At 45.3% G+C, this 25,060-nt stretch carries 18 protein-coding genes; all 18 read left to right on the plus strand.

Annotated elements, in window-relative coordinates; translation table 11 throughout:
* Positions 1-3 precede the first annotated feature (3 nt).
* The 18 genes from BM243_RS12010 to BM243_RS12095 all read left to right on the plus strand — a co-directional run bounded on the left by BM243_RS12010 (position 4) and on the right by BM243_RS12095 (position 24,932).
* A complete protein-coding gene (locus tag BM243_RS12010; protein ID WP_074912594.1) occupies positions 4-876 on the plus strand; it encodes a YitT family protein in 873 nt (290 codons plus the stop codon).
* On the plus strand, positions 873-1,736 hold the full coding sequence (locus BM243_RS12015) for a YitT family protein (protein ID WP_074912595.1): 864 nt from the start codon (positions 873-875) through the stop codon (positions 1,734-1,736). The genes BM243_RS12010 and BM243_RS12015 overlap by 4 nt, the downstream gene beginning before the upstream one ends.
* Before the next feature lie 179 nt (positions 1,737-1,915).
* Positions 1,916-2,608 carry a cell division ATP-binding protein FtsE gene (gene ftsE, locus BM243_RS12020; RefSeq protein WP_031574610.1) on the plus strand — a complete coding sequence of 231 codons (693 nt, stop codon included), beginning with the start codon at positions 1,916-1,918 and terminating at the stop codon, positions 2,606-2,608.
* The gene (ftsX, locus tag BM243_RS12025) at positions 2,595-3,479 is read left to right on the plus strand and encodes a permease-like cell division protein FtsX (RefSeq protein WP_074912596.1); all 885 of its coding nucleotides are present in this window, start codon (positions 2,595-2,597) and stop codon (positions 3,477-3,479) included. Before ftsE ends, ftsX begins: the two co-directional genes overlap by 14 nt.
* A gap of 41 nt (positions 3,480-3,520) precedes the next feature.
* Complete coding sequence (locus tag BM243_RS12030; protein ID WP_242943557.1) at positions 3,521-4,729, plus strand: S41 family peptidase; 1,209 nt, start codon at positions 3,521-3,523, stop codon at positions 4,727-4,729.
* A gap of 17 nt (positions 4,730-4,746) precedes the next feature.
* Positions 4,747-5,880 (plus strand): PDZ domain-containing protein, encoded by a 1,134-nt coding sequence (locus BM243_RS12035; protein ID WP_074912598.1) that lies wholly within the window; start codon positions 4,747-4,749, stop codon positions 5,878-5,880.
* An 85-nt stretch (positions 5,881-5,965) separates the two neighbouring features.
* Positions 5,966-7,963, plus strand: a complete 1,998-nt coding sequence (gene uvrB / locus BM243_RS12040) for an excinuclease ABC subunit UvrB (RefSeq protein WP_074912599.1) — start codon at positions 5,966-5,968, stop codon at positions 7,961-7,963.
* A 24-nt stretch (positions 7,964-7,987) separates the two neighbouring features.
* Positions 7,988-10,807, plus strand: a complete 2,820-nt coding sequence (gene uvrA, locus BM243_RS12045; protein ID WP_074912600.1) for an excinuclease ABC subunit UvrA — start codon at positions 7,988-7,990, stop codon at positions 10,805-10,807.
* A 212-nt stretch (positions 10,808-11,019) separates the two neighbouring features.
* Positions 11,020-11,451 carry an FHA domain-containing protein gene (locus BM243_RS12050; RefSeq protein ID WP_074912601.1) on the plus strand — a complete coding sequence of 144 codons (432 nt, stop codon included), beginning with the start codon at positions 11,020-11,022 and terminating at the stop codon, positions 11,449-11,451.
* Between the two features lie 9 nt (positions 11,452-11,460).
* Positions 11,461-12,660: an FtsW/RodA/SpoVE family cell cycle protein gene (locus tag BM243_RS12055; protein ID WP_074912602.1), complete on the plus strand. Its 1,200-nt coding sequence runs from the start codon at positions 11,461-11,463 to the stop codon at positions 12,658-12,660.
* Positions 12,657-14,153 carry a peptidoglycan D,D-transpeptidase FtsI family protein gene (locus BM243_RS12060; RefSeq protein ID WP_074912603.1) on the plus strand — a complete coding sequence of 499 codons (1,497 nt, stop codon included), beginning with the start codon at positions 12,657-12,659 and terminating at the stop codon, positions 14,151-14,153. The genes BM243_RS12055 and BM243_RS12060 overlap by 4 nt, the downstream gene beginning before the upstream one ends.
* Positions 14,154-14,157: 4 nt before the next feature.
* Positions 14,158-16,062, plus strand: coding sequence for an excinuclease ABC subunit UvrC (uvrC, locus tag BM243_RS12065; RefSeq protein ID WP_074912604.1), 1,905 nt, complete (start codon positions 14,158-14,160; stop codon positions 16,060-16,062).
* A 230-nt stretch (positions 16,063-16,292) separates the two neighbouring features.
* Positions 16,293-17,207, plus strand: coding sequence for a UDP-N-acetylmuramate dehydrogenase (murB, locus tag BM243_RS12070; protein WP_074912605.1), 915 nt, complete (start codon positions 16,293-16,295; stop codon positions 17,205-17,207).
* A gap of 161 nt (positions 17,208-17,368) precedes the next feature.
* Entirely contained in the window at positions 17,369-18,472 is a 1,104-nt protein-coding gene (gene hisC, locus BM243_RS12075; protein ID WP_074912606.1) for a histidinol-phosphate transaminase, read from the plus strand.
* A gap of 15 nt (positions 18,473-18,487) precedes the next feature.
* A complete protein-coding gene (locus BM243_RS12080; RefSeq protein WP_074912607.1) occupies positions 18,488-18,943 on the plus strand; it encodes a zinc ribbon domain-containing protein in 456 nt (151 codons plus the stop codon).
* 213 nt (positions 18,944-19,156) lie between these two features.
* Positions 19,157-20,167, plus strand: coding sequence for a LacI family DNA-binding transcriptional regulator (locus tag BM243_RS12085; RefSeq protein WP_074912608.1), 1,011 nt, complete (start codon positions 19,157-19,159; stop codon positions 20,165-20,167).
* 299 nt (positions 20,168-20,466) lie between these two features.
* Entirely contained in the window at positions 20,467-23,583 is a 3,117-nt protein-coding gene (locus BM243_RS12090) for a hypothetical protein (protein WP_074912609.1), read from the plus strand.
* Positions 23,580-24,932, plus strand: coding sequence for a glycoside hydrolase family 30 protein (locus tag BM243_RS12095; protein WP_074912610.1), 1,353 nt, complete (start codon positions 23,580-23,582; stop codon positions 24,930-24,932). The genes BM243_RS12090 and BM243_RS12095 overlap by 4 nt, the downstream gene beginning before the upstream one ends.
* Positions 24,933-25,060 lie beyond the last annotated feature (128 nt).

Below are 25,060 nucleotides of genomic sequence, written 5' to 3' on the forward strand. Positions count from 1 at the left end.
CGTATGAAAAAATCTAAAGAATATATTCTTATAACCATTGGAGCTCTTCTGGTGGCGGTGGCCATCCAGCTCTTTTTTGTTCCGAACCAAATCGCCCCAGGAGGGGTGTCCGGTATCGGTCTGATACTGAACTCCATTTTCCCGGGCGTCTCTGTATCCACCTACGTCATTGTGCTTAATGGCATTCTTTTTCTTCTTGCCTTTAAACTGCTGGGGGGAGGATTCGGTTTCAAAACCCTCTATGCCAGTTTTTCTCTGTCGGGTATCATGTGGGTCATTGAGAATGTCATCCGACCCGAAAAGGTCACAGGGGATCTGATGCTTGCAACGCTCCTCGGGATTCTTCTTCTGGGCACAGGACTTGGCATGGTCTTCAATCAGGATGCTTCCACGGGTGGGACGGATATCATTGCAAAAATACTGAACAAATATACAAATCTTTCCATGGGCGTCTCCATGACCATCATCGATCTACTGGTGGTGGTTCTCGTGGCAGCGTTTTTTGGGATTGAACGGGGACTCTATGCAGGTCTTGCCACTTTCCTCAATGGGGTGGTCATCGACAGAGTCGTTGGCGGATTCAATGAGAAGAAACAGGTCTTCATCATCACCAGAAACAAAGAAGAAGTGAAGTCCTATGTGGTGGATGTTCTGGAAAGAGGAGCCACCATCTTCACCGGAGAGGGTGCCTACTCTGGAGAAGGCAATTATGTGATCTATACAGTGCTCTCTACGAAAGAGTTCGTTAATCTAAAGACGTTTCTCAGGGAGTTCTATCCGGATGCCTTTGTCACCGTCACAAGCACCACGGAAGTTCTGGGGCAGGGATTTTCACTGCCAAAGAGAAAACCTGAGAAGAAGGGAGTTATGGGATGAAAAGAATAGTCAAAGATTTTAGCGTAAAAGACTTTATCATGATCACCATCGGTATTTTTCTGGTGGCTTTTGGCCTGGAGTATTTCCATATTCCAAACAACATTGCTGCCGGAGGAGTCTCGGGTCTTGCCATCATCATCAACAGCTTTCTGAGTATGATTCCTGTGGGAGCCATCATTTTAGTGCTGAATGTGATTCTGTTTGCAGTGGCTTTTGTCACCGTGGGCGGTGGATTCGGTGCTAAAACCCTGTATGCTTCTTTTGGACTGTCTGTAATCATGTGGGTGATGGAAACATTTTTTACTCCTGGCGTCCTTACAGAAGACTTGTTTATCAATGCGGCTGTAGGAACCTTTGTCATCGGCATTGGTATGGCCATGGTGTTCAACTATGGCGCGTCCACAGGCGGCACAGATATTCTGGCAAAGATTCTTCATAAGTACATCCACATGGACATCGGAAAAGCGCTCCTTGTGGTGGACTTTATCATAGGACTTGCAAGTATTGCCACCTTTGGCATCACTGCAGGACTCTATGCGCTTCTTGCCATTGTCATCAACGGAAATTTGATTGACCGGCTGATCCTGGGATTCAACACCTCTAAGGAGCTGATGATCATCAGCAAGAAAGAACAGGAGATCATCAAGTTCATCATCGAGGAGCTGGATAAATCCTGTACGGTGCTCAATGGATATGGCGGGTATACCTCAGAGGACATTCAGGTGCTTTATGTAATTTTAAGCAGAAGAGAATATATTAGACTTAGAGGTTTCATCAAGGAAATTGATCCAAGGGCCTTCATCTCCGTCAATGAAGTCCACGAAGTGCTCGGTGAGGGCTTTATTGATATCAAACTCTAAGAGGCTCAAGTGATAGCATGCACCTATGCTTCTTCATAAAATCTTCACATGGTTATGACATAATGTATAATCGTGAAGACGTGAATCACTTCAGCACCAGCTGAAGTCAGATGTGCTGATGGACAGCATAGTGAAGGGGAAGCTTCATTATGCAAAAAAGAAACTTTGGGAGATGTAAAATGATTGAATTTAAGAATGTAACCAAAAAATATGACAATCATGTAGTAGCATTAAATGACATAAGTATAAAGATTGAGCCCGGCGAGTTTGTGTTTCTCGTGGGTGCCAGCGGCGCGGGTAAATCCACTTTTATCAAAATGCTTTTGAAAGAGATTGAACCGACCATGGGAGAGGTTGTGGTAGGAACCAAGAGCCTCAGAAATGTCACAAAGAAGGATATTCCGTACTATAGAAGAAAAATCGGTATGGTGTTTCAGGATTACCGCCTGATTCCTACACTGAATGTATATGAAAATGTGGCTTTCGCCATGAGAGTCATAGATGCTACCCCCAAAGAAATCAGAAGACGCGTACCTATGGTACTGGCTCTGGTCGGACTTTCCGACAGATCCAAGAGTTTTCCCAATGAACTGTCCGGTGGAGAGCAGCAGAGAGTATCCCTTGCCAGAGCCATCGCAAATAATCCCACAGTACTCATTGCGGATGAGCCAACGGGAAATCTGGACCCTGAAACAGCCAAGGATATCATGAGACTCATCATGGATATCAACAAGGCAGGAACAACAGTACTTATGGCAACCCATGCTAAAGATATTGTAGACTCCAGCAAGAGAAGAGTAATCGCCTTGGAAAAGGGTAGAATCGTTCGAGACGAAAAGAAGGGCAGGTACGAGTTCAATGCAGAAGTTTAAGATGTTTATCATAGATGCGCTGAAGAGTCTTAAAAGAAATAAGACCATCACCTTCGCAAGTATCATTACAGTTGCGGCAACGCTGTTTATTTTTGGTGTCTTTCTGATTGTGGCTCAGACCATCAATATGGGTGTGGAGTCTGTGGAGTCCAAAGTGGAGATCAAAGCCTATCTTATTGATGAGATCACCACCCAGGAACAGTCGAATATTGAGACTATTCTTCAAGGTGTTGAAGGGGTCAAAGAGATTACCTATGAGTCCAAAGAGGAAGCGTTTGACAAGTTTAAGGAAAGACTTGGCGAAGACAATGCCATTCTTGCCGGATTCTCCGAAGACCGGAATCCCCTGCCAAATTCCTTTGTGGTGAGTTTGGAAGAACCTGAGGCGGCCATGCGTGTGGAAGAAGCCCTTTCTGGGGTGAGAGGCGTGGAAGATGTGGGAAATGAGAGAGAGACGGTGGAAAGAATCATCGGACTAGCGAAGATCATCCGAACCATGGGTGTTGTGATTTTCATCATCCTTGTGCTGGTATCCCTATTCCTGATCTCCAATACCATCAAGCTGACGGTATATTCCAGACGAAGAGAGATTGGTATCATGAAATTTGTCGGTGCCACAGACTGGTTTATCAGATGGCCATTCCTTATTGAAGGAATGATCATGGGACTCATTGGGGGCATCATTGCTGTGGGTGTGGTTTTCTTTGCATACCAGCTGGTCTATGCAGATATCACGCAGAGTCTTTTTTATGCAGGCCTTGTGAAGCCCAGTGAAGTGCTCAACAGCTTCTCCTGGCAGTTTGGTCTTACCGGACTTGTCATTGGTGCATTGGGTAGTTTTATTGCACTAAAGAGATTCCTGGATGTATAATTGAATTCTTAGATAAATGTAACGTTTGGAGAGTGATAGCTGTGTACGAGGAAGAAAAAAGAGGTTTTCCTAAAATCATACTGGTGATTCTGTTTCTGGTGGTAGCCATCGGATCCTTTTTCGGCGGATCCATTTACGGTTCCCTGAACAGTCCGGTCATACTTCCAGATGGCGGCGGAAGCTCAACAAATGACAGTTCTTTTGATAAGCTCTTTGAGGTCAAGGATGTGCTGCATCAGCAGTATTATCAGGACATTGATGATGAGGCTCTTCTGGAAGGCGCCATCAAAGGTATGGTGGATGCTGTGGGAGATCCTTATACGGTGTTTTTCAATCAGGAAGAGTATCAGGAGTTTCAAGATGACGGCCAAGGCAACTACGTTGGTATCGGGGTCATGGTAGGCATCAAGGAAGATAAAATTGTTGTCATCACACCTTTTGAAGGATCGCCTGCCTATGAGGCAGGAATCCGTGCGGGAGACTTCATTCTGAAAGTGGAAGGTGTGGAATATAAAGGTTCAGAAATGGACAAAGCGGTATCTGTAATCAAGGGGGAAGAAGGAAAACCGGTTACTTTAACCATTTCACAAAATGGGGTTGAGAAAGATGTGACCATTGTCCGTGCGAGCATAACCCTTGTGAATGTGCAGTCTGAGGTGGTTGCTGGGAATATTGGCCATGTGACCATGCTTCAGTTTACAAACAATACGGCAAAGCAGGTCCGTGAAGCCATGGAAGAGCTGAAAGCACAAGGTGCTGAAGGATATATTCTGGATCTTCGAGGAAACCCCGGTGGATATCTGGATGAAGCTGTGGATACAGCATCTCTCTTTGTGGAAAAAGGAAAGACAGTCCTTTATACCTTGGATAAAGCCCAGCAGAAACGGGAATATCTTTCCAAGGGTGGAGATTTCATCGGTGCCCCTTTGGTGGTGCTTCTGGATGAAGGCAGTGCTTCTGCCTCGGAAGTGGTGGCTGGTGCCCTGAAGGATTATAAAGCCGCAACCATCGTTGGTCAGAAATCCTTTGGAAAAGGTATCGTTCAGATGGTGTTCAATGTCGGTAACAAGGAAGGTGTGAAAGTAACCGTATCTTCCTACTATTCACCTAATGGCATCAATATTCATGGGGAGGGAATCCTTCCGGATGTGGAGGTACAGCTTCCAGAAGGTGTAGAAGCTCCACTGACCATAGATAATGACACACAGCTTCAGAAAGCTGTGGAGATTTTACAGGACGGCTTGCAATAAGAAAAGAGGAACATTGTATGTATAGTGAGATACTGCAGGGATATAGTAGCCTGCTTCATTCTCCGCAATGGATCATTTTAATCGCCGCAGCTGTGATGTTCTATATAAAGAATGTCCAGGAAGCGTCACTGAGAAAATTAGTACTAGGGGAAAGTGAAAACCATCCCCTAGTTTTAACTTTTTATCAGGTATTTTATGGTCTTGTTGGCGGATTTGCCATCAGCCTTCTGGCTGGTATGTTTCAGATTGCCTTCTTCACTTATTTGGAAGTGGCCATCATTTTTATGTTGAGTATATTTTCTGTCACCCGATTTTCCGGTTATGTGAATGTCGGGTTTCATGCTCTTTCGGTTTTTCTTCTCATGTATCTTCTCCAGGGAAGACTCATCTCTTCCCATGACCTTATCCAGATTTTTTTGTTCCTTGGCATCTCCATGATGGTTCAGGGACTTATCTTTCTCGTATCCTATGAGGGGGGAGCTTTGCCTGTTCTTTTTTCAAGAAAAGAGGAGCTCCGGGGAGGGTTCCGTATAGAGAAAAGCTTTATGCTGCCCTCTGTAGCGGCTTTTGTCGCTGCAGGAGGAAGTATCCTGGGTTCTTCTCTTCTTTTTCTCCCTGTGCTTCAGTTTTTCTCCATGAAAGAGACGGTGATGACCTTCGGGAAAAAAGAAGGAAGATTTGTATTGAGTGGCCTGAGAATACTTTTCGGCACAATGATTCTTCTTCTCTCCTATCTCATCAGTTTCCGCATGGAGTGGACCTATCTTCTCCTTGCTTTGGTTCCAGCACTTCTTTATCTGGAGCCTCTGGTTTTCCGGTATATGGAGAAGAAAAGAGCACCAAAGTTTGTTTCCAGTGAGGAAGAGATCATAGTATTGGAGGTTCGTGAGAATTCCGCAGCTTATCTCGCTGGACTGAGATCCGGAGACAGGATTTATCAGGTGGATGGAAAGGGTAATCCAACCTACAAGAATCTTTTGGCCTTCATGGGCACCTTGTCCTATGAGCGGACCATTTCTCTGGAGGTCCGGTCACAGGACCTTGTCCATAAGAGCATACAGTTTACCATCCTTCCGGGCACCAGCACCGGAATCCTTGTGGTTCCTCCCAGTGCGGAGTTTTTTCAGATGAAAAAGGACGGGAAACTGTAGCTGTTAAGAATAAGTGAACATATGTACTTTTTAAACGGAGAAGTGTATAATAGATGAGGAACAAGCGAAAAGGAGGGACTATGTTTTGGAAGGAACCTTTACCATTGCATCAAAATTCAAGCCCACCGGTGATCAGCCGGAAGCCATAAATACACTGGTGAACTCCATCGAAAGTGGAAACAGAGGACAGACACTTTTAGGGGTGACCGGTTCCGGTAAGACCTTCACCATGGCGAATATCATTGAAAGAACCCAAAGACCCACCTTGGTTCTGGCACACAACAAGACCCTCGCTGCGCAGCTTACCTCGGAGTTTCGGGAGTTCTTTCCAGACAGCGCCGTGGAGTATTTTGTTTCGTACTATGATTATTATCAGCCGGAAGCCTATGTGGCTCAGACGGACACCTATATTGAAAAAGACTCCTCCATCAATGAGGAGATTGATAAGCTGAGGCACTCTGCGACTTCGGCTCTGTTTGAACGAAGAGATGTGATCATTGTCGCGTCTGTTTCTTGCATTTATGGTCTGGGAAATCCGGATGAGTACAAGAATCTCTCCATCTCCTTAAGACCTGGTATGACAAAGGATAGAGACGATATCATCAGAAAGCTCATTGAGATCCAGTATGAAAGAAATGACATTGATTTTGCCAGAGGTTCCTTCAGGGTTCGGGGAGATATTCTCGATGTGATTCCTGCCAACGAGTCCAGCAGAGGCGTCCGTATCGAATTTTTCGGTGACGAGATTGACAGAATCAGAGAGTTTGACGTTCTTACTGGGGAAATCCTCCATGAACTTTCCCATACGGTATTTTTCCCTGCCTCGCACTTTGCGACTTCCTATGAGAATCTTCAACGAGCCATCAAAGAAATCGAGGAAGAGATGGAGGCAAGGGTCCGGGAGCTGAACAGCCAGGATAAGCTTCTGGAGGCCCAGCGTCTGAGACAGAGGACCAATTTTGATATCGAGATGATGATGGAAATGGGATACTGCTCAGGCATCGAGAACTATTCCAGAATACTGGATGGAAGACCACCTCATACACCACCGAAGACACTTCTGGATTACTTTCCAGATGATTTCCTCATCTTTATTGATGAAAGTCATGTGACGCTTCCTCAGTTGAGGGCCATGTATGCAGGAGACAGGTCCAGAAAACAAAATCTGGTGGAGTATGGATTCCGACTGCACTCTGCTTTTGACAACAGACCGTTAAAATTTGAGGAATTTGAAGAAAAAATCAATCAAGTGCTTTTCGTCTCTGCCACACCTTCACTTTATGAGAAGGAGCATTCTGCCGTCATGGCAGAGCAGATCATAAGACCTACAGGCCTGCTGGACCCTGAGGTGATTGTACGGCCTGTGAAGGGACAGATTGATGATCTCTATGGAGAAATCAATAGAACCGTCGAGAAAGGCTTTAGAGTCCTCATCACAACACTAACTAAAAGAATGGCGGAGGATCTCACCAAGTATTTCCAGGAGCTGCGGGTCAAGGTGACCTATATGCATTCAGACATCGACACCATGGAGCGTATGAGAATCATCAGGGATCTAAGACTTGGTGAGATCGATGTGCTTGTGGGCATCAATCTCTTGAGAGAAGGACTGGATATTCCAGAGGTTGCTCTTGTAGCGATTCTAGATGCAGACAAGGAAGGGTTCTTGCGTTCAGAGACTTCACTCATTCAGACCATCGGCCGTGCTGCCAGAAACAGTGAGAGTAAAGTCATTCTTTATGCGGATACCATCACAAAATCCATGGACCGGGCCATGAAAGAGACGGAACGAAGAAGGAAACTTCAGGAAGAGTACAATACGAAGAATCAGATCACGCCAACAACCATCATAAAGGACATCCGTGGAGTTCTGGAAATTTCACAGATTGTGGATGAGGTGCAGGAATTTGAGTCACTGGAAGATGTGGTGAAGTATAATAAAGAGCAGCTGGAAAAAACCATCAAGAAGTTTGAGACAGAAATGTATAAAGCATCCAAAGATCTGGAGTTTGAAAAAGCTGCTTATCTCAGAGATGAGATTGCCAAACTGAAGAAAGAACTGATCAAGAACAGGAAAGGATAGGCTTTCCGCGGGTAGGAGTAAAAAATGAGAAATATTGTCATCAAAGGCGCAAAAGTGAATAACCTGAAGAATATTGATGTGGAGATCCCAAGAGACAAACTGGTGGTTCTGACGGGCTTATCCGGGTCAGGCAAGTCCTCTCTGGCTTTTGACACCCTTTATGCGGAGGGTCAGAGAAGATATGTGGAGTCCCTGTCTTCCTATGCAAGGCAGTTTCTAGGCCAGATGGACAAACCGGATGTGGAGTCCATTGAAGGACTCAGCCCTTCCATTGCCATTGATCAGAAAACCACTTCCAAAAATCCGAGATCCACGGTGGGGACCGTCACAGAGATCTATGATTATCTGAGACTTCTCTATGCCAGGCTCGGTGTTCCCCACTGCCCCATCTGCCATCGGGAGATCTCTTCTCAGAGTGTGGACCAGATGGTGGATAAGATCATGGAGCTTCCGGAAAGGACAAGAATCCATGTGCTGGCTCCCATGATCAAAGGGAAAAAGGGAGAGCACGAGAAGATTTTTGAGACCATCAAGAAAGCCGGATATGTCCGAGCAAGGATTGACGGAATCATTGTGGACATCACAGAAGAGGAAGTGAAACTGAAAAAGACCCTGAAACATAACATTGAAGCGGTGGTGGACAGACTGGTCATCCGCGAAGATATCAAGGGAAGACTGACGGAGTCTATAGAGCAGGCACTGAAACTGGGGGAAGGAACCGTCATTATCAGTGTCATCGATGGGGAGGATCAGATTTTCTCCGAGAAGTTCGCTTGTCCAGAGCATAACATCGGGCTGGAGGAGCTGGAACCAAGGCTGTTCTCATTCAATGCTCCTTACGGAAAATGTGAGCACTGTGATGGTCTGGGAACGCTTCTTGAGATCGATGAGAACCTTGTGATTCCAGACAGAACAAAAAGCATCATGGATGGAGCCATAGCCTCCTGGGGAGACAGCAGACTGAAGGAAGATTCCTGGACGTACGGCATTCTTCAGGCACTTTCCAAAGAGTATAAGTTTGATCTCAATACCCCGATCGAAGATCTGAGCGATGAAATTGTGGATATTCTTCTTTATGGAACCAGAGGCAAAAAGCTTAAAGTATTCTATACCAAGAATTATTCCAAAGGAGAATACATGTATGCCTATGAAGGGGAAGTGAACAACCTCAAGAGGCGCTATATGGAAAGCGGTTCCGATTACATCAAGGGCGAGATTGAGCAGTTTATGAGCAGCAACCCCTGTCCAACCTGTAATGGAGCAAGGCTGAAGCCGGAGGTGCTCTCCGTGACCATCGCAGGAAAGAATATCTTTGAGTTCACCACAATGAGCATTCAGGAAGCGCTGAACTTCATCAGAAGCTATGAGCCCACGGAGCGTCAGGTGATCATTGGTGAGCAGATTATGAGGGAAGTAGAAGCCAGGCTTCAGTTTCTGGTGAATGTGGGACTGGATTATCTGAATCTGGCCAGAAATGCCGGAACGCTCTCTGGAGGAGAAGCCCAGAGAATCCGCCTGGCCACCCAGATTGGTTCCAGCCTCATGGGGGTACTCTACATTCTGGATGAGCCGTCCATTGGGCTTCACCAAAGAGACAACGACAAGCTCATTGAAACCTTGAAAGCGCTACGGGACAATGGGAATACCCTTGTGGTGGTAGAGCACGACGAGGACACCATCCGAAACGCAGATTATATTGTAGACATCGGACCAGGTGCAGGAGAGCACGGTGGTGAGGTGGTCGCCAAGGGAACGGTGAAGCAGGTCATGAGATCAAAAAAGAGCATCACTGCGAAGTATCTCACAGGAGAGATGAAAATTGAGGTGCCTTCCGAGAGAAGACCTGGTGACGGAACGCACATTATTGTAAAAGGTGCAAAGGAGAACAATCTGAAGGACCTCACCGTAGAATTTCCACTGAGAAAGCTGGTGGCCGTGACGGGGGTTTCAGGATCCGGGAAATCCACCCTGGTCAATGAAATTCTTTATAAAGCTGTACATCGGAAGGTGAACAAGGCAAGAGTCCTACCAGGAAGACACGATGCGGTGACGGGGATTGAATACATTGATAAGATCATTGACATTGATCAGAGCCCCATAGGCAGAACCCCACGATCCAATCCTGCCACCTATACTGGGGTTTTTGACAAGATCAGAGATCTCTATGCCAATACTCCGGAAGCCAAAGCAAGAGGCTACAAGCCAGGCAGATTCTCCTTCAATGTGAAGGGAGGAAGATGTGAAGCCTGCAGCGGAGACGGAATCATCAAGATTGAAATGCAGTTCCTTTCGGATGTCTATGTGCCCTGTGAAGTATGTAAAGGAAAGCGCTACAACCGAGAAACCCTGGAAGTGAAATACAAAGGAAAGAACATCGCAGATGTCTTGGAAATGACCGTAGAAGAAGCAGAGCGGTTCTTCGAGAACCTTCCTTCCATCCATAGAAAGATTGAAACCCTTATGGATGTAGGTATGGGCTACGTGAAGATGGGACAGCCTTCTACGCAGCTTTCTGGAGGAGAAGCCCAGAGAATCAAGCTCGCTTATGAGCTGTCTAAAGTCAGCACAGGCCAGACCCTCTATATTCTGGACGAACCCACCACAGGACTTCATACGGATGATGTGAAGAGGCTGAACGAAATACTCCAGAAGCTGGTTTCTTTAGGAAACAGTGTCATCGTCATTGAGCATAACCTCGATATCATCAAATGCGCAGATCATATCATAGATCTGGGTCCAGAGGGTGGAGACAAGGGGGGGACCCTCGTTGCAGTGGGCACACCGGAAGAAGTGGCAAAAAATGAGCACTCTTACACGGGACTCTATCTGAAGAAAATGCTGTAAAAAAAAAGACTCCTTCTCCAGGGCGGTTGTATTCCGGTCTATTTTTGGAGAGGGAGCCTTTTCTTTAGTTTTTCTTTAATTCTGTCACTTTCATGGCAGATTCTTCAGACTTTTAGTAGAATGGAGCTAATAGAATTTAGATGGATTTCAAGAATTCTTCATGTTTTCCTAGTAAAATAGGAATATCAATGCAATGTGCAAGGAGGCTTTATATGGATATCGAACGATTTATTGGATTGGTTTTTACAGGTTTTTTCGTCCTTATTCTTTTATATATCATCATCCGCTCTCTGATCCTCATGTCAAAAGATATGAACGGAGAGGAAGTTCTGAGGGAGAAAGCTCTGCAGCTTCTTATCCTCAGGACCGGGGAGAATCATAAGCTCAGTGAAGGGGGAAAGTTCAACATCAAAGAAGAGACCACCTTCGGCAGAAAAGAAGACAATACAGTGGTGCTGGAAGACCCTTATGTTTCAGGATACCACTTCCGGATTTTTCCCCATGAAGGACGGTTTGTCATTGAGGACAATGAATCCACCAATGGGACCCTTCTCAATGACAAGAAGCTGACACAGAAGACGTATCTCAAGAGAGATGACGTGATTAAAGTGGGCAATCTCACCATGAAGGTGAAAATGCTCTAGGAGGATACCATGAGAGATTCTAAAATCAGAATGCTGATGCCCATTTTTCTTTTAACCTTTGGGCTCTTTTTCAATATTGCCATCTTCCAGCCGGTGTTTGATATCGGGGCCATGGTCATGGCAGGGGTCATGTGTGTACTCATTGCCTATGCGCATTTTGTCATCAACAAATTTTTTGGGAATGGCGATAAATTTCTGGTGACCTTTGTATCTGTTCTTCCGGTCATAGGGATAGCGGTGCTTTACAGACTGAATCCTTCCATTGCCATCAAACAGGTGCTGTGGTTCATCATCGGTATCAGTGCCTATATCTCCCTGGTGATTGTGCTGCCGGATCTGAAACGCTTTATGAAGTTCAAATACCTGTATCTTGTAGGGACTGTGGTCTTCATGGCCATGGCCACCTTCATCGGCGAAACACGGTATGGTGCTAAGAACTGGGTGGACTTAGGGTTTATCTCTTTTCAGCCATCTGAGTTTGGAAAGATTTTCTTCGTTTTTTATCTGGCCAGCAGTCTGAAGGATTTCAAAACGCTGAAATCCCTTATTGAGCCAGGTATCATTGTCCTGGTGTCCATTGGGTTCATGGTTCTTCAGAGAGATCTGGGTTCTGCCATGATTTTTGCCTTCATTGGCATTGCCATGATTTTTGCGGCAACATCGAAGGTGAAGTATCTTCTGGCGTCTTTTGGCATTGGTGCTGTGGGAGCTGTTCTCAGCTATTTCATCTTCCCTCATATCAGAAGACGTGTGATGATCTGGAGAAATCCCTGGGAGTATGCTCAAAATGAAAGCTACCAGATTGTTCAGGGGCTTTATGCCATGGCATCGGGCGGTCTCTTTGGAAGCGGCCTTGGACATGGAGCTCCGCAGTATATCCCTGTCCGTGAATCGGACTATATCTTTGCGGTGATCGTGGAAGAGCTCGGTATGATCTTTGCCTTCCTCATTCTCATCATCTATTTTCTGATGTTCTACCGGAACATCAGAAGTGCCCTGAAGGCTACGTCCACCTTCACATCCCTCCTGGCAGTTGGATTCTCTGTGATGATTGCCATGCAGGTCATTGTCATCATCGGTGGTGTGCTGAATATGATTCCCTTAACAGGTATCACACTGCCCCTGATCAGCTACGGTGGAACCTCCATGCTGACGGTATTCTTCAGCCTTGGCATCATTCAGAAAATTTCAGAGGAGGCGGCGTCATGAATGAACTGGAACGAAAAAAAGCACTGAACAGAAATATAAAAGTCATTTCTGCCGTGATCCTTGCCCTTTTCATGGGCATCATGGGTTATATGCTCTATTTCCATGGGGTTCTGGCAGAAGAGATTGCGGCTAAACCTGGAAATGTAAGAGAGCAGGCCAAAAGAAATGAGATTCTAAGAGGTGCTATTTTCGATAGAAATGGAAAAGTGCTGACCTATAGCGAACGGCAAGCGGACAACACACAGAAACGGATCTATCAGGGAGCAGAAGCCTTTGCTCAGGTCCTGGGCTATGAACAGAGAAATACAGTCACAGGACTGGAATATGCTTTAGATGACATCCTGACCAAGGACGAGTTTGTCTTTGACTTCTCGAAAGAAGGCTTTCTGGAGATGCTGAAGGATCCTTCTTCCATATTGAACAGAACCAAAGAAGGGAACAGCGTCGTCACAACTTTAGATCAGGAGCTCCAGTGGAGAGCCTATGATCTTCTGGGAGATGAACTGGGAGAAAAGGGAGCCATTGTGGCCATGAACCCTAAAACTGGAGAGATTCTGGCCATGGTGAACAGACCCAGCTATGATCCCAATGGACTGAAAGAAAACTATGCATCACTCAATGAGAAGCAATATGATGATGGCGTCTTCTTAAATACTGCAGCCAGAGGAAGTTATGCGCCTGGTTCTACTTATAAAATCATTACGCTTCTTGCCGCTCTGGAAAAGCTGGATGGCATAGAAGAGAGAACATTCAAAGATAATGGATATCTAGATGTCAATGTAGGAAAGGATCTCCCCAACGTCAATGGAACCATCCATGGCAACATCAAGCTGAAAGAAGCCTTTGCGGTGTCCTCCAATGTGGTGTTCGGTACCCTGGCCATCGAGCTTGGCGGAGAATCTCTGGCGGAAGTGGCGGAGCGGTTCGGATTCAACAAGGAGCAGTCCTTCCCCTTCCTCAATATGAGCACGTCCAAAGCGCCCAAGTATCCTAAAAATGAGGATGGGGCACTGGCTGCCTCGGGAGTGGGACAGACAGGGGTTTCGGCCTCTCCCCTTCAGATGGCCATGTTGGCTTCTGCCATAGCCAATGATGGAAACCTTATGACACCGATGATGGTGAACTCGGTTCTGAAATACGACGGAACCCAGAAAGAGAAGTTTGAACCGAAACTGTACAATACAGTAGCGGATACAGAAACTGCCCAGACGGTGAAAACCTATATGAAAAATAATGTGGACAGCAGCAGAAATGAGACCATGAAAGCCTTGGCAAAACTGAGAGGTGCTGGAAAGACAGGAACAGCCCAGGACTTCTACCAGAAGACCGACGGCACGAAGATCGATGTGGTGAACTCCTGGTTTGTGGGCTTCGCCCCCTATGAGGATCCAGAGATTGCTGTGGCAGTGGTGATTCTAGATGGCGGTTCAGGTGGTGGAAAAGCTGCCTCCATCGCTACGGAGCTCATGCGCTGGTACACAGATAACAGGTGATGAAGTGTTTGATTTTGACTATCAGCTGAGTATACTCCCGGATAATCCCGGCGTATACCTTATGAAAAATGAATTAGGTGAGATCATCTATGTTGGGAAAGCAAAAAATCTCAAAAAGAGAGTGAAGTCGTATTTTCTGAACTCCAAAAACCACTCGGAAAAAACCAGAGTCATGGTCAGTAAAGTGGCGGAGTTTGAGTATATTCTCACAGACAGCGAGATGGAAGCTCTGATTCTTGAGATGAACCTCATTAAAAAATACAGTCCGCGATATAATGTGCTGCTGAAAGATGACAAGCACTTTCCCTTCATTAAGATCACCACCAATGAGGATTTTCCAAGGGTTTATGTGACAAGGACCTTTGCCAAAGATGGGAACCGTTATTTCGGTCCCTACACCGATGCCACAGCGGTCCATGAAACCCTAGATACCATCAAGAAAATCTATCCCATCCGGACCTGTAAAAGAATCATCCTGGAGTTCGGAGAAAGGACAAAGCCCTGCCTTAACTATCATCTGGGTCTTTGTAAAGCCCCTTGTGCGGGATATATTTCCAAGGATGAGTATGGTTTTATGATCGAAGATATCATCCGCCTTCTGGAAGGAAAAGATGTGAAAATCAAAAAGAGTCTCAAGGATGAGATGATGGAAGCTGCCGAAAAGCTCGATTTTGAACGTGCTGCAGGACTTCGTGACAAGCTTCTTTCCATTGAGAAGACAGTGCAGAAACAGAAGATTTTCACAGGGAGAATCGACGACGAGGACTATATTGGTCTGTTCAAGGACGAAGAGGATGTCTCCGTTCAGGTTTTCAATGTCCGGGACGGAAAGCTCATGGGCAGAGAACACCATATTCTGAAAGGCTTTGCCAAGGAAGAAGATGAGATCATTCTCATGGACTTTATGAAGAGCTATTATAGTGGCACAGCTTTCGTGCCTAAGAGCATTTATACAAGGGTGGAGATTACTGAAGAGGTTCTTCAGAAATGGCTGGAGATGAGAAGAGGAAAAGGCGTTCTTCTCCATGCGCCCAAAAGAGGAGAGAAGCTTAATATGCTCACCCTGGCAGAGAGCAATGCCAGAGCTACCATGGAGCAGTTCAAGGAAAAAATTCTCAGTGAGTACGAGAGCAACATGGAAGCTCTGACAGATCTTGCTACACTGCTGGAACTGGAAGATCTGCCTCATAGGCTGGAAGCCTATGACATTTCAAACATCCAAGGGGTGGATTCCGTCGGCACTATGGTGGTCTATGAAGACCACAAATTTAAAAAGAGTGATTACCGAAGGTTCAAGATCAAAACGGTGAAGGGTGCCAACGACTATGATTCCATGAGAGAAATTCTCACGAGACGGTTTCAGCGGGGCCTTAACGAAATCCGGGAGATTCAAGCTCAGAAGCTGGACCATCAAGGGGGAAAGTTCTCTATTTTTCCAGATCTGGTCATCATGGATGGTGGAAAAGGACAGGTGAACATCGCTTTAGAAGTGATGCAGGAGCTGGGGCTGGAGATTCCGGTCATGGGTCTTGTGAAGGATGATGCCCATCGGACAAGAGGCATCATCTATAATAATGTGGAATACGGCCTGAGAGACCGCAAGGAGGCTAGAAATCTCCTCACAAGGATCCAGGATGAAGTTCACCGGTTTGCCGTCACCTATCATAGAACCCTACGGGATAAGAGAACACTCCACTCCATACTGGAAGATATACCCCGGGTGGGAGAGAGAAGAAGAAAGAATCTTATGATGAAGTTTGGCTCCATTGAAGCCATTCGAGGGGCATCTGTGGAGGAACTGAAAAAAACTCCGGGTATTGATTTGGAAACTGCCAAAAGCATCCACAGCTATTTTCATGGCAGAAAAGAAAAAGAGACAGGTTCATTGCCGAATCCGCAGTCAGAATGATGGAAATCTGCAAAGGTATAAAAACCGAAGCAGGAAAAAATTCACAATTTTTTTTCTCGTCATGATTCCTTAACCATTTCGTCAAAGAAGAGCGCTATGATGGGGATAGGGACAAAGATACATAGAGTCTCAAGTAACATTTGTCTTTCATTCTGTGCGAATGCCTATTTATTTCTTCCGCAGGATTGTGTATAATGCATAGATGGAATGAACTGTAAGGAGCACTGATGATGAACAAATATTTGTATGCCTATGAAGATTTGGCATCGATCCTCACAAAAGAGGAAATTTTACTGGACGAACCCATGAGAAACCATACGTGGTTTGAAATTGGCGGGACTGCAGATGTACTGGTTATACCGAATTCTGTGGACAAACTGGTTCAGATTATTGAATATGTTAGAAAAAAAGACATCCCTACTTTTCTCATTGGAAATGGCTCAAACCTTCTGGTGAAGGATGGTGGAATCCGGGGAATTGTCATTAAAACAGATAAAATCAACGGCATCACTGTCAAAGAAGACACCATCGTCGCAGAATGTGGAGCGCTTCTGGAGGAGATATCCAAGAAAGCCCTTGATGCAAGCCTCACAGGATTTGAGTTTGCCTGTGGTATTCCGGGAACTCTGGGTGGAGCGGTGTTTATGAATGCTGGTGCCTATGACGGAGAGATGTCTTTTGTGCTGGAGAGTGTCCGGGTGATCACAAAAGATCTGAGAGTGATTACACTGAAAAAAGAAAGTCTGGAGATGGGGTACCGCACTTCCATCATCAAGACAGAGAATTATGTGGTGCTGGATGCAGTGATCAAGCTCTCACCAGGCAGAGTAGAGGACATCAAGGAAAAGATTGATGATCTTACCCATAGAAGAGAAGAGCGTCAGCCGCTGGAGTTTCCCTCTGCAGGAAGCACGTTTAAGAGACCTACGGGACATTATGCGGGAAAACTCATTCAGGATGCAGGTCTGAAAGGATATCAGATTGGCGGTGCTCAGGTTTCTGAAAAGCACAGCGGATTTGTCATCAACAAAGACCATGCAGAGGCGAAAGATGTGCTAAATCTCATCAGCTATATTCAGTCCACTGTTCTGGACAAGTTCAACGTCGAGCTCTGCACTGAAGTGCTCATTGTTGGAGAAGACTAATTATAGATCTTAAGAAGTTTAGGAGGAAAGATTCTTTGAATGGAACTCTCCTTCTTTTTTTTTGTCTGAAACCAGTACATTCCAGAATAAAATCCCGGGTTGATTGACATAGGCACATAAGGTATCATGGGAGTATACGATTTCATTCAAGGGGGAAGAAAATGGAATTTAGAATCAGAGAAGAGATCAAGGCGATGAAACGCTATGTGGCGGGGAAACCTATTTCTGAAGTCAAGCGTGAACTGGGGCTGGAAACTGTTGTTAAAATGGCATCCAATGAGAATCCCATGGGCGCCAGCCCAAAAGTAAAGGAAATGATGAAAAGAACATTGGAGGACATCAGCCTTTATCCGGACTCAGGGTCCTACGGCTTACGTCATGAACTGAGCCTTCGGACAGGAAGAGCCATGGAAGAAATCATCATCGGAGGAGGATCAGACTCACTGATTAAAGTGATTTCGTCTACTTTTCTGTATCCAGGGGATGAGATCATTATGGGGGAGCATTCCTTTTCACGTTATGAGGACAATGCGAAGCTCATGGGCGCAAAGGTTGTGAAAACAGCCATGGAAGATCTGACCCTCCATCTGGACCTGATGCTGGAGGCGGTTTCAGATAAAACAAAGATCATTTATCTTTGCAATCCCAACAATCCCACAGGTTCATCCTTTGGAAAAGAAGAGCTGGAAGCATTCCTGAAAAGAGTGCCGTCTTCTGTCATGGTGATTCTAGACGAAGCGTACAGGGAATATGTGACAAGAGAAGACTACTTTGACGCATTGAACTATTTGGACGCCTATAAAAACCTCATTGTGCTCAGAACCTTCTCGAAAGCCTATGGTATGGCTTCACTAAGAGTAGGGTATGGATTTGCAGATCCTGAGCTCATCGGATATTTCTACCGGGTGGTGGATCCCTTTGATGTGAATCTTTTTGCTCAGGAAGCGGCAGTTACAGCCCTTCAGGATGAAGAGTTTTTACATGAAGTGGTGGCGGAAAACACCAGAGGGAAAGAGTTCTTCTACAAAGAGCTGGAAGATCTGGGACAGTCCTATGTGGTAACGGACGCGAACTTTATCCTTTGGGATACCCAAAAAGATGATATGGAGATTTTCAGAAGACTCATGCAGAAAGGATATATCATAAGACCTGGCGGATTCCTTGGAATTCCAGGCCATATCCGGGTATCTATCTCCACCATGGACCATAATATCGGATTTATGAAGGCATACAAAGAAGTTTTAGCAGAAATGGACGGCATTTAAAGGAGGAGCACATTTTTGGACAATCAGGAACCACGAGACAAAAAGAAAATATCTCCGGAGAGAAAAGGTCTGTACTATGCAGGCATGGCCATGATGGGCATTGGCATCATCCTCTTCCTGTCTGTCTTTTTCATTGCCTTTACAGGAGACCCTTTTGCTCATGAAGGAAACTTCATGCAAAACGGATTCTTTGGTTTTATTCTGATCGGCATCGGATCCTTTGTGATGAATCTAGGGGCCAGAGGAGCTGCAGGGTCTGGCCTTGTGCTTGACCCTGAAAAAGCCAGGGAAGATCTCACTCCCTATACGAAAGCTGCTGGCGGTATGCTGAAAGATGCGCTGGAAGAGATGGATCTGCCTTCTTCGAAAAGTGTTCCGAAGGAAGTCGTGAGAATCCGCTGCCCCCATTGCAAGGAACTCAATGAAGAGGACGCCAGGTTCTGCAAAAGCTGTGGGAAGGAAATAGGCTGAATACCATCAGGATGCAGCATGAATCGTCATGCTGCATCTTTTTTTGTTGAAGATATCCTTTGATACTCCAGTAATAATAAAGAGATTATATGGAGATGATTGAAGAAATAAGGTTTGTAGTGTAGAATTTTTAGAAGAGAAGTGAATTTGTAGTTTATGAAACGTTAAAACCACAATGAGTGTGGTTTTTAGTCGGTATAGGGAGATAGAAGAATGGTGACGATTTACGATATTGCGAAAAAGGCTGGTTGCTCTTCCAGTACAGTCTCAAAGGCGCTCAATAACTCATCGACAATCAGCAAGAAAAGAAAAGAAGAAATCATTGCGATTGCGAAGCTTATGGGATATGTTCCGAATTCCAATGCAAGACAGCTTGCCACAAAAAACAGCTGGTCTATAGGAGTGCTTTTCAGCGAAGATATGAATATTGGACTTGAACATCATTTTTTCAGTGGAGTGTTGGAAGCGTTCAAGACCTATGTGGAAGACCTGGGTTATGAAGTGACTTTTGTCTCTAAAAAAGTGGGCCATCAGTCTCTGAGCTATCTTGAATGGTGCAAGTATAAGAATGTGGATGGAGTCTTCATTGTTACTGTCGACGTGGATGATGTCAGTCTGAAGGAGCTTACAGAAAGCGGAATCCCCATTGTCACCGTGGACAATGGCGTTCTCAACGTGCCTACGATCATTTCAGACAATTACCAGGGTACAAGGATGGTTCTGAACTACCTGAGGTTAAAGGGGGCCAAGAAGATTGCCCACATCGCAGGTCCGTTGAGATCCTTTGCAGCGCAAGAGCGTATAGAAGCGTATAAAGACGTTTTAAGAAAGGCTGATGTGGAAATTGATGAGAAGCTGATCATTGAAGCCAACAACTATGATTTCAACAGCGGTAAAAATGCTCTTTATCAGCTGATCAGCCAGTATGGAGGCATTCCGGATGCTATTTATGCTGCCAGTGACGATATTGCCCTTGGTGCAATCAGAGCACTGAAGGAGTTAGGGTACAAAATACCAGAAGATGTGAGTGTTGTTGGATTCGATAATATCGAGCTGACCAAATACACGTCCCCTTCTTTGACGACCATTGCTCAGGACAAGATCAGAATAGGCAGAGAGGCGGCAAAGCATCTTATTGCCCTGATCAATCATGAAACAGAGAGTGTTCCTGGTATTGTTAAACGAGTTCCTGTGGAACTGGTGATACGGGAATCGACAAAATAAGATAGAATAGTCAAACCTGGAAAAGAGATCTGAGGTGATACTTCAGATCTTTTCTTCATTTTAAAGTTTCCTGAGAGGCCAATATTTTGGAGGACGCTGGTGAAAGGTTTGAGGAACCTGGTTATATCAAGGTGTGAAACTGAAGGAAGTTCATTAAGGGAAACCTTTTGTTTGCTTTAAGGAAATCCTATGATATTATAGAGTCAACGAAACCGATTTCGTTAATTGGTATTTGGATGAAAACCTAGATAGCAGAGAGGAAATCGGCGTAATTTATTCGATGTATATCAGGGGGTACTATGCGCTATTATTTTGAAAATAAGGATTTTATCATAGAAAATTACGATAAAGGGAAACCCTTTTCCAGTTTTCTGCCGGGGATTGCAGGAGTGCATGGAATCCCTTTATGGGCATTTTATGCCAATCGGGGCCAAGGCATCACCAGTTTTGGTGTTCGAGACAAAAATGAGCCGATACAGGAGTTTTTTCCCGCCAATACGAGCTATCAGTATGTGGACCGATATGGGTTCCGCAGCTTTGTGAAGGTTGATGGGGAGGTGTACGAACCCTTTGCGGTGAGCAGCCAAGATGAAGTGCAGAGAGATATGCTGATTTCCCGGGGGCATTTTTCTATAGTGGAAGTCAATAAAACCCGTGAGATCACTTACAAGGTCACGTATTTTGGACTTGTGAATGAACCAGTGGCTGGGCTTGTCAGAAAGGTTGAAATCATCAATGAAGGAAGTCGGAGGACCGTTGAAATCGTAGATGGTCTTGCTAATATTCTTCCCTCAGGCACAACCAATGAATCCTACAAGAATATGTCAAATCTCATGGTTTCCTGGATGGGTGTCGAGAATATGGAAAACCGTGTTCCCTTTTATAAGTTCAGAGCATCCAGTGGGGATGATGCGGAAATCTCCATGAATCAGAAGGGGCATTTCTATCTTTCTTTTCTGGAGGATGGAGAGCTGATCAGGCCGATTGTGGATCTGGAGAAGATTTTTGGATATGACACTTCACTTACCGTGCCGGTCAATCTGCAGCGCCAAAGTCTTCAAGAGTGGGATCTTCAGAACCAGATTCTGGTCAATAAAGTACCTTGTGGCTTTACTCCGGTGTCGAAAGTCCTTGGGTCTGGAGAGCCTCTTCACCTCCACACCATCATCGGCAATGTTTCCGATGTGAAGATTATCAATGAGAAAGCTTCCTGTTTTGCCAAAGAAAGCTATATTTCCCATAAGCTTCTTGAGGTGGAGAGTCTCATTGATGATATGGTTCGCGTCATAGAAACAGAATCCGGATTCCCTGTGTTCGATGCGTATCTGAAACAGAACTTTTTGGACAATACCTTGCGCGGAGGCTATCCGCTCATCTTTGGGGAAGGCGATAAGAAGAAAGTCTATCATGTGTTCTCCAGAAAACATGGAGATCCAGAGCGGGACTATAATTTTTATTCTCTAGCCCCTGAGTTTTACTCTCAGGGAAATGGAAACTATCGGGATGTGAATCAGAACAGGCGTAATGATGTTCTTTTTGTGCCAGAGGCGGGTCTGTTCAATGTGAAGATGTTCATGAATCTTCTGCAGCTGGATGGATACAACCCATTGGGGGTTCAAGGCACTACGTTCACCATAGATACGGAAGCGGCAAATGCGCTCCTGGAAAACGATATTCTTTCGGGTCAGGAACAGCTGAAAGAGATTCTCGCTGATCATTTTACACCGGGTGCCGTTATGATGAGGATCCAGCAGGAAGAAATCAAGCTTCTTGTCCCTGAAGAGGAGTTTTTATCAAGGCTTCTGGAAATGTCTGAGCAGCATATTGAGGCGGTGTTCGGGGAGGGGTACTGGTCTGATCATTGGACGTATAATTTTGATCTGATTGAAACTTATCTGAGCATTTACCCGGATCGGCTTCAGGAGCTTTTGTTTAAAGATAAGACATACCGGTATTATGAGAGCCCTGCCTATGTGCTGCCACGACATGAGAAGTACGGGCTCACGGAAAATGGGAGGATCAGGCAGTATGGTGCCATCAAAGAAGAGAAGCATTCCATCCGCTTTGAACAGTCTAACTGGAGAATGGTGGACGGAAGAATCTATAAAACGAATCTTGCTCAGAAGCTTCTGAATCTCATCCTTGTGAAGTTCACTACACTGGATCCTTACGGAATGGGTGTGGAAATGGAGGCCAACAGGCCTGGGTGGAATGATGCCATGAATGGTCTTCCGGGAGTATTTGGTTCTGGAATGAGTGAGACTGTGGAACTGGTTCGTGTGGTGAGATTTCTCAAGAATAATCTGACAGACCCCGTAGGTGTGTTGGATGTAACTTATGAACTCTATCGGGGGATTGTAGAAGTCCTTTCGAAGGGGCTGTCTCTTTTTGACCAATGGGATGAGATGACCACCCTTAGAGAGAATTTCCGAAAGAAAATTCAGCATGAATTCAGCGGTACAGAGAGGGTTATGGGAGTCGGAGAAACTGTTGAGTTTCTTGAGCAGATCGAAAGAAAACTCCTGGATGGAATTGACCGGGCGAAGTCTTTCCATGGCGGTATGCTGCCTACGTATCTGTATTATGAAGTCAGTGATTATGAAATGCTGGAGGGACGAACCTCATATGGGCTGCAGGCGATTCGCGTAAAGGCTTTTGAACTGAAAAAACTTCCGTTCTTCTTGGAAGCTCCTGCGAGATACTATAAGATTGGGTCACGGGAGGAGAATCAGAAGCTATACCAGATGGTCAGGAACTCAGGTATGTACGATGAAGTGCTGAATACTTATAAGACCAGTGAGTCTCTGGAGGAGATGAGCTACGAAATTGGCAGAATCAGAGCCTTCTCGCCAGGGTGGCTGGAACGGGAGAGTAATTTTCTTCATATGACCTATAAATATCTTCTGGGTCTATTGAAGGGAGGTCTCTATGACTTGTTCTTTGAAGAAATCAAAATGAACCTGGTCTGTTTCATGGACCCGCAGATGTATGGGCGCTCCACGCTGGAGAACTCAAGTTTCATTGCAAGCAGTCTCAATCCAAACAGAAGTGTTCACGGTCAGGGATTTGTTGCGAGGCTCAGTGGATCCACTTCGGAGATGCTCAGTATCTGGCAGCACATGATGTTTGGTAAAATGCTTTTCACCTATACAGACACCTTGAGGTTTACCCCCAAACCAGTGCTGAACGTGGATTTCTTTGTGGAGGGACGTTTGAGAACTACACTCTTTTCAGAGATTGAGTTCATCATTGAGAATGCTACGGGGCTCCCCACCTATTCGGAGCAAGTGGCTGTTGATTACTATAGGGTGGATGGGGAAAAGTGTGCATCTATAAGCGGTGCATTGGCGCATAAAGTTCGAGAACGGCAAGTGAAGCAGATTGTCATGGTGTATAAGGTTAAGGAGGAACTATGAAAATTAAAGCGGTAAGGTCTGAAAAGAGAGAGTTGAAATTCTGGAAAACACTGCCTGAAAGGGAAATGGGCTCTTATGATGCGAAAAGGCCTGTGATTGTTGTGAACAGCCGGATGGAGTATCAGGAGTTCATGGGCTTTGGTGGCGCATTTACTGAATCTGCGGCGTACACGTTATCTGAAGCTCCTGAAATGATGCGAGAGGAAGCACTTCGTGCCTATTTTTCGAAATCAGAAGGTTTGGGATATGTTCTAGGGAGAGTTCATATTAATTCGTGTGACTTCTCGCTTGAAAATTATGTTTATGTGGAAGAGGGGGATCGGGATCTTCACAGCTTTGATCTCTCCAGAGAAGACAAGTGGGTTGTTCCGATGATCAAAGATGCTGTGCGGTATGCAGGGGAGCCTCTGAAGCTTCTTGCGTCTCCTTGGAGCCCGCCGGGTTATATGAAAGATACAGGTGAAATGAACTATGGCGGAAAACTTCTTCCGGAATACAGTGAAACCTGGGCGAAATATTATGTAAGATACATTGAGGAGATGAAGAAGCGTGGCATTGATATCTGGGCGGTGAGTATACAAAATGAACCGCTCGCCACCCAGACTTGGGATTCCTGTATCTATACAGCTGAGGAAGAGAGGGATTTTATTAAGAATCATCTTGGGCCAGTGCTGAAAGAAGCTCATCCCAATACAGAGATCATCGTGTGGGACCACAATAGGGACGTTCTCGTGGAACGTGGGTCTGTGGTGCTTTCAGACAAAGAAGCGGCAAAGTATGTGTGGGGAGTGGGAAATCACTGGTATGTCAGTGAAGCTTTCGAAAATCTTACAGCACTTCACAACCTGTATCCAGAGAAGCATCTCCTTTTTACAGAGGGGTGCGTGGAGCTGACAACCACCTCTGAAAATGCCGTACACAATGGATATTTGGGCTCCTGGTCTAACGGGGAAAGATACGGTCGAAATATCATTGGTGACTTTAACAACTGGAGCCGAGGATGGATTGACTGGAATCTGGTGCTGAATGAGATTGGAGGACCGAACCATGTCCACAATTACTGTGAAGCTCCATTGATGTATGACCGCAACCAGAAGAAACTGATCTATAATAATTCTTATTATTATATTGGCCATTTTTCGAAATACATTGCTGTGGGAGCGAAAAGGCTGGAGATCAGTGTCACAAAAGAAGGGGTATATGCTGTGGCGTTCCGCAATCCTGACGGCCGGATTGTTGTGGTTGCTCAGAATGAAGGTTTTATCGCGGAATTGGCTCTGGTGGTGGATGGTCAAGGGATAAACGTCAATCTTCCGGATCATTCCATTACAACATTTATGGTTGATTAAAGGAAAGCGGTTTCGAAAATTGCGATATTGAGCGCTGAAACGGTCCATATTCTTCATGTTTGTTATGACTGAGGTTTGAGATCGTTTTATTCTGGCCAAGATGACTTTTCTGAGTGGTTATTATATGG

It is taken from the genome of Proteiniclasticum ruminis (genome assembly GCF_900115135.1).
Taxonomy (GTDB): Bacteria; Bacillota; Clostridia; order Clostridiales; family Clostridiaceae; genus Proteiniclasticum; species Proteiniclasticum ruminis_A.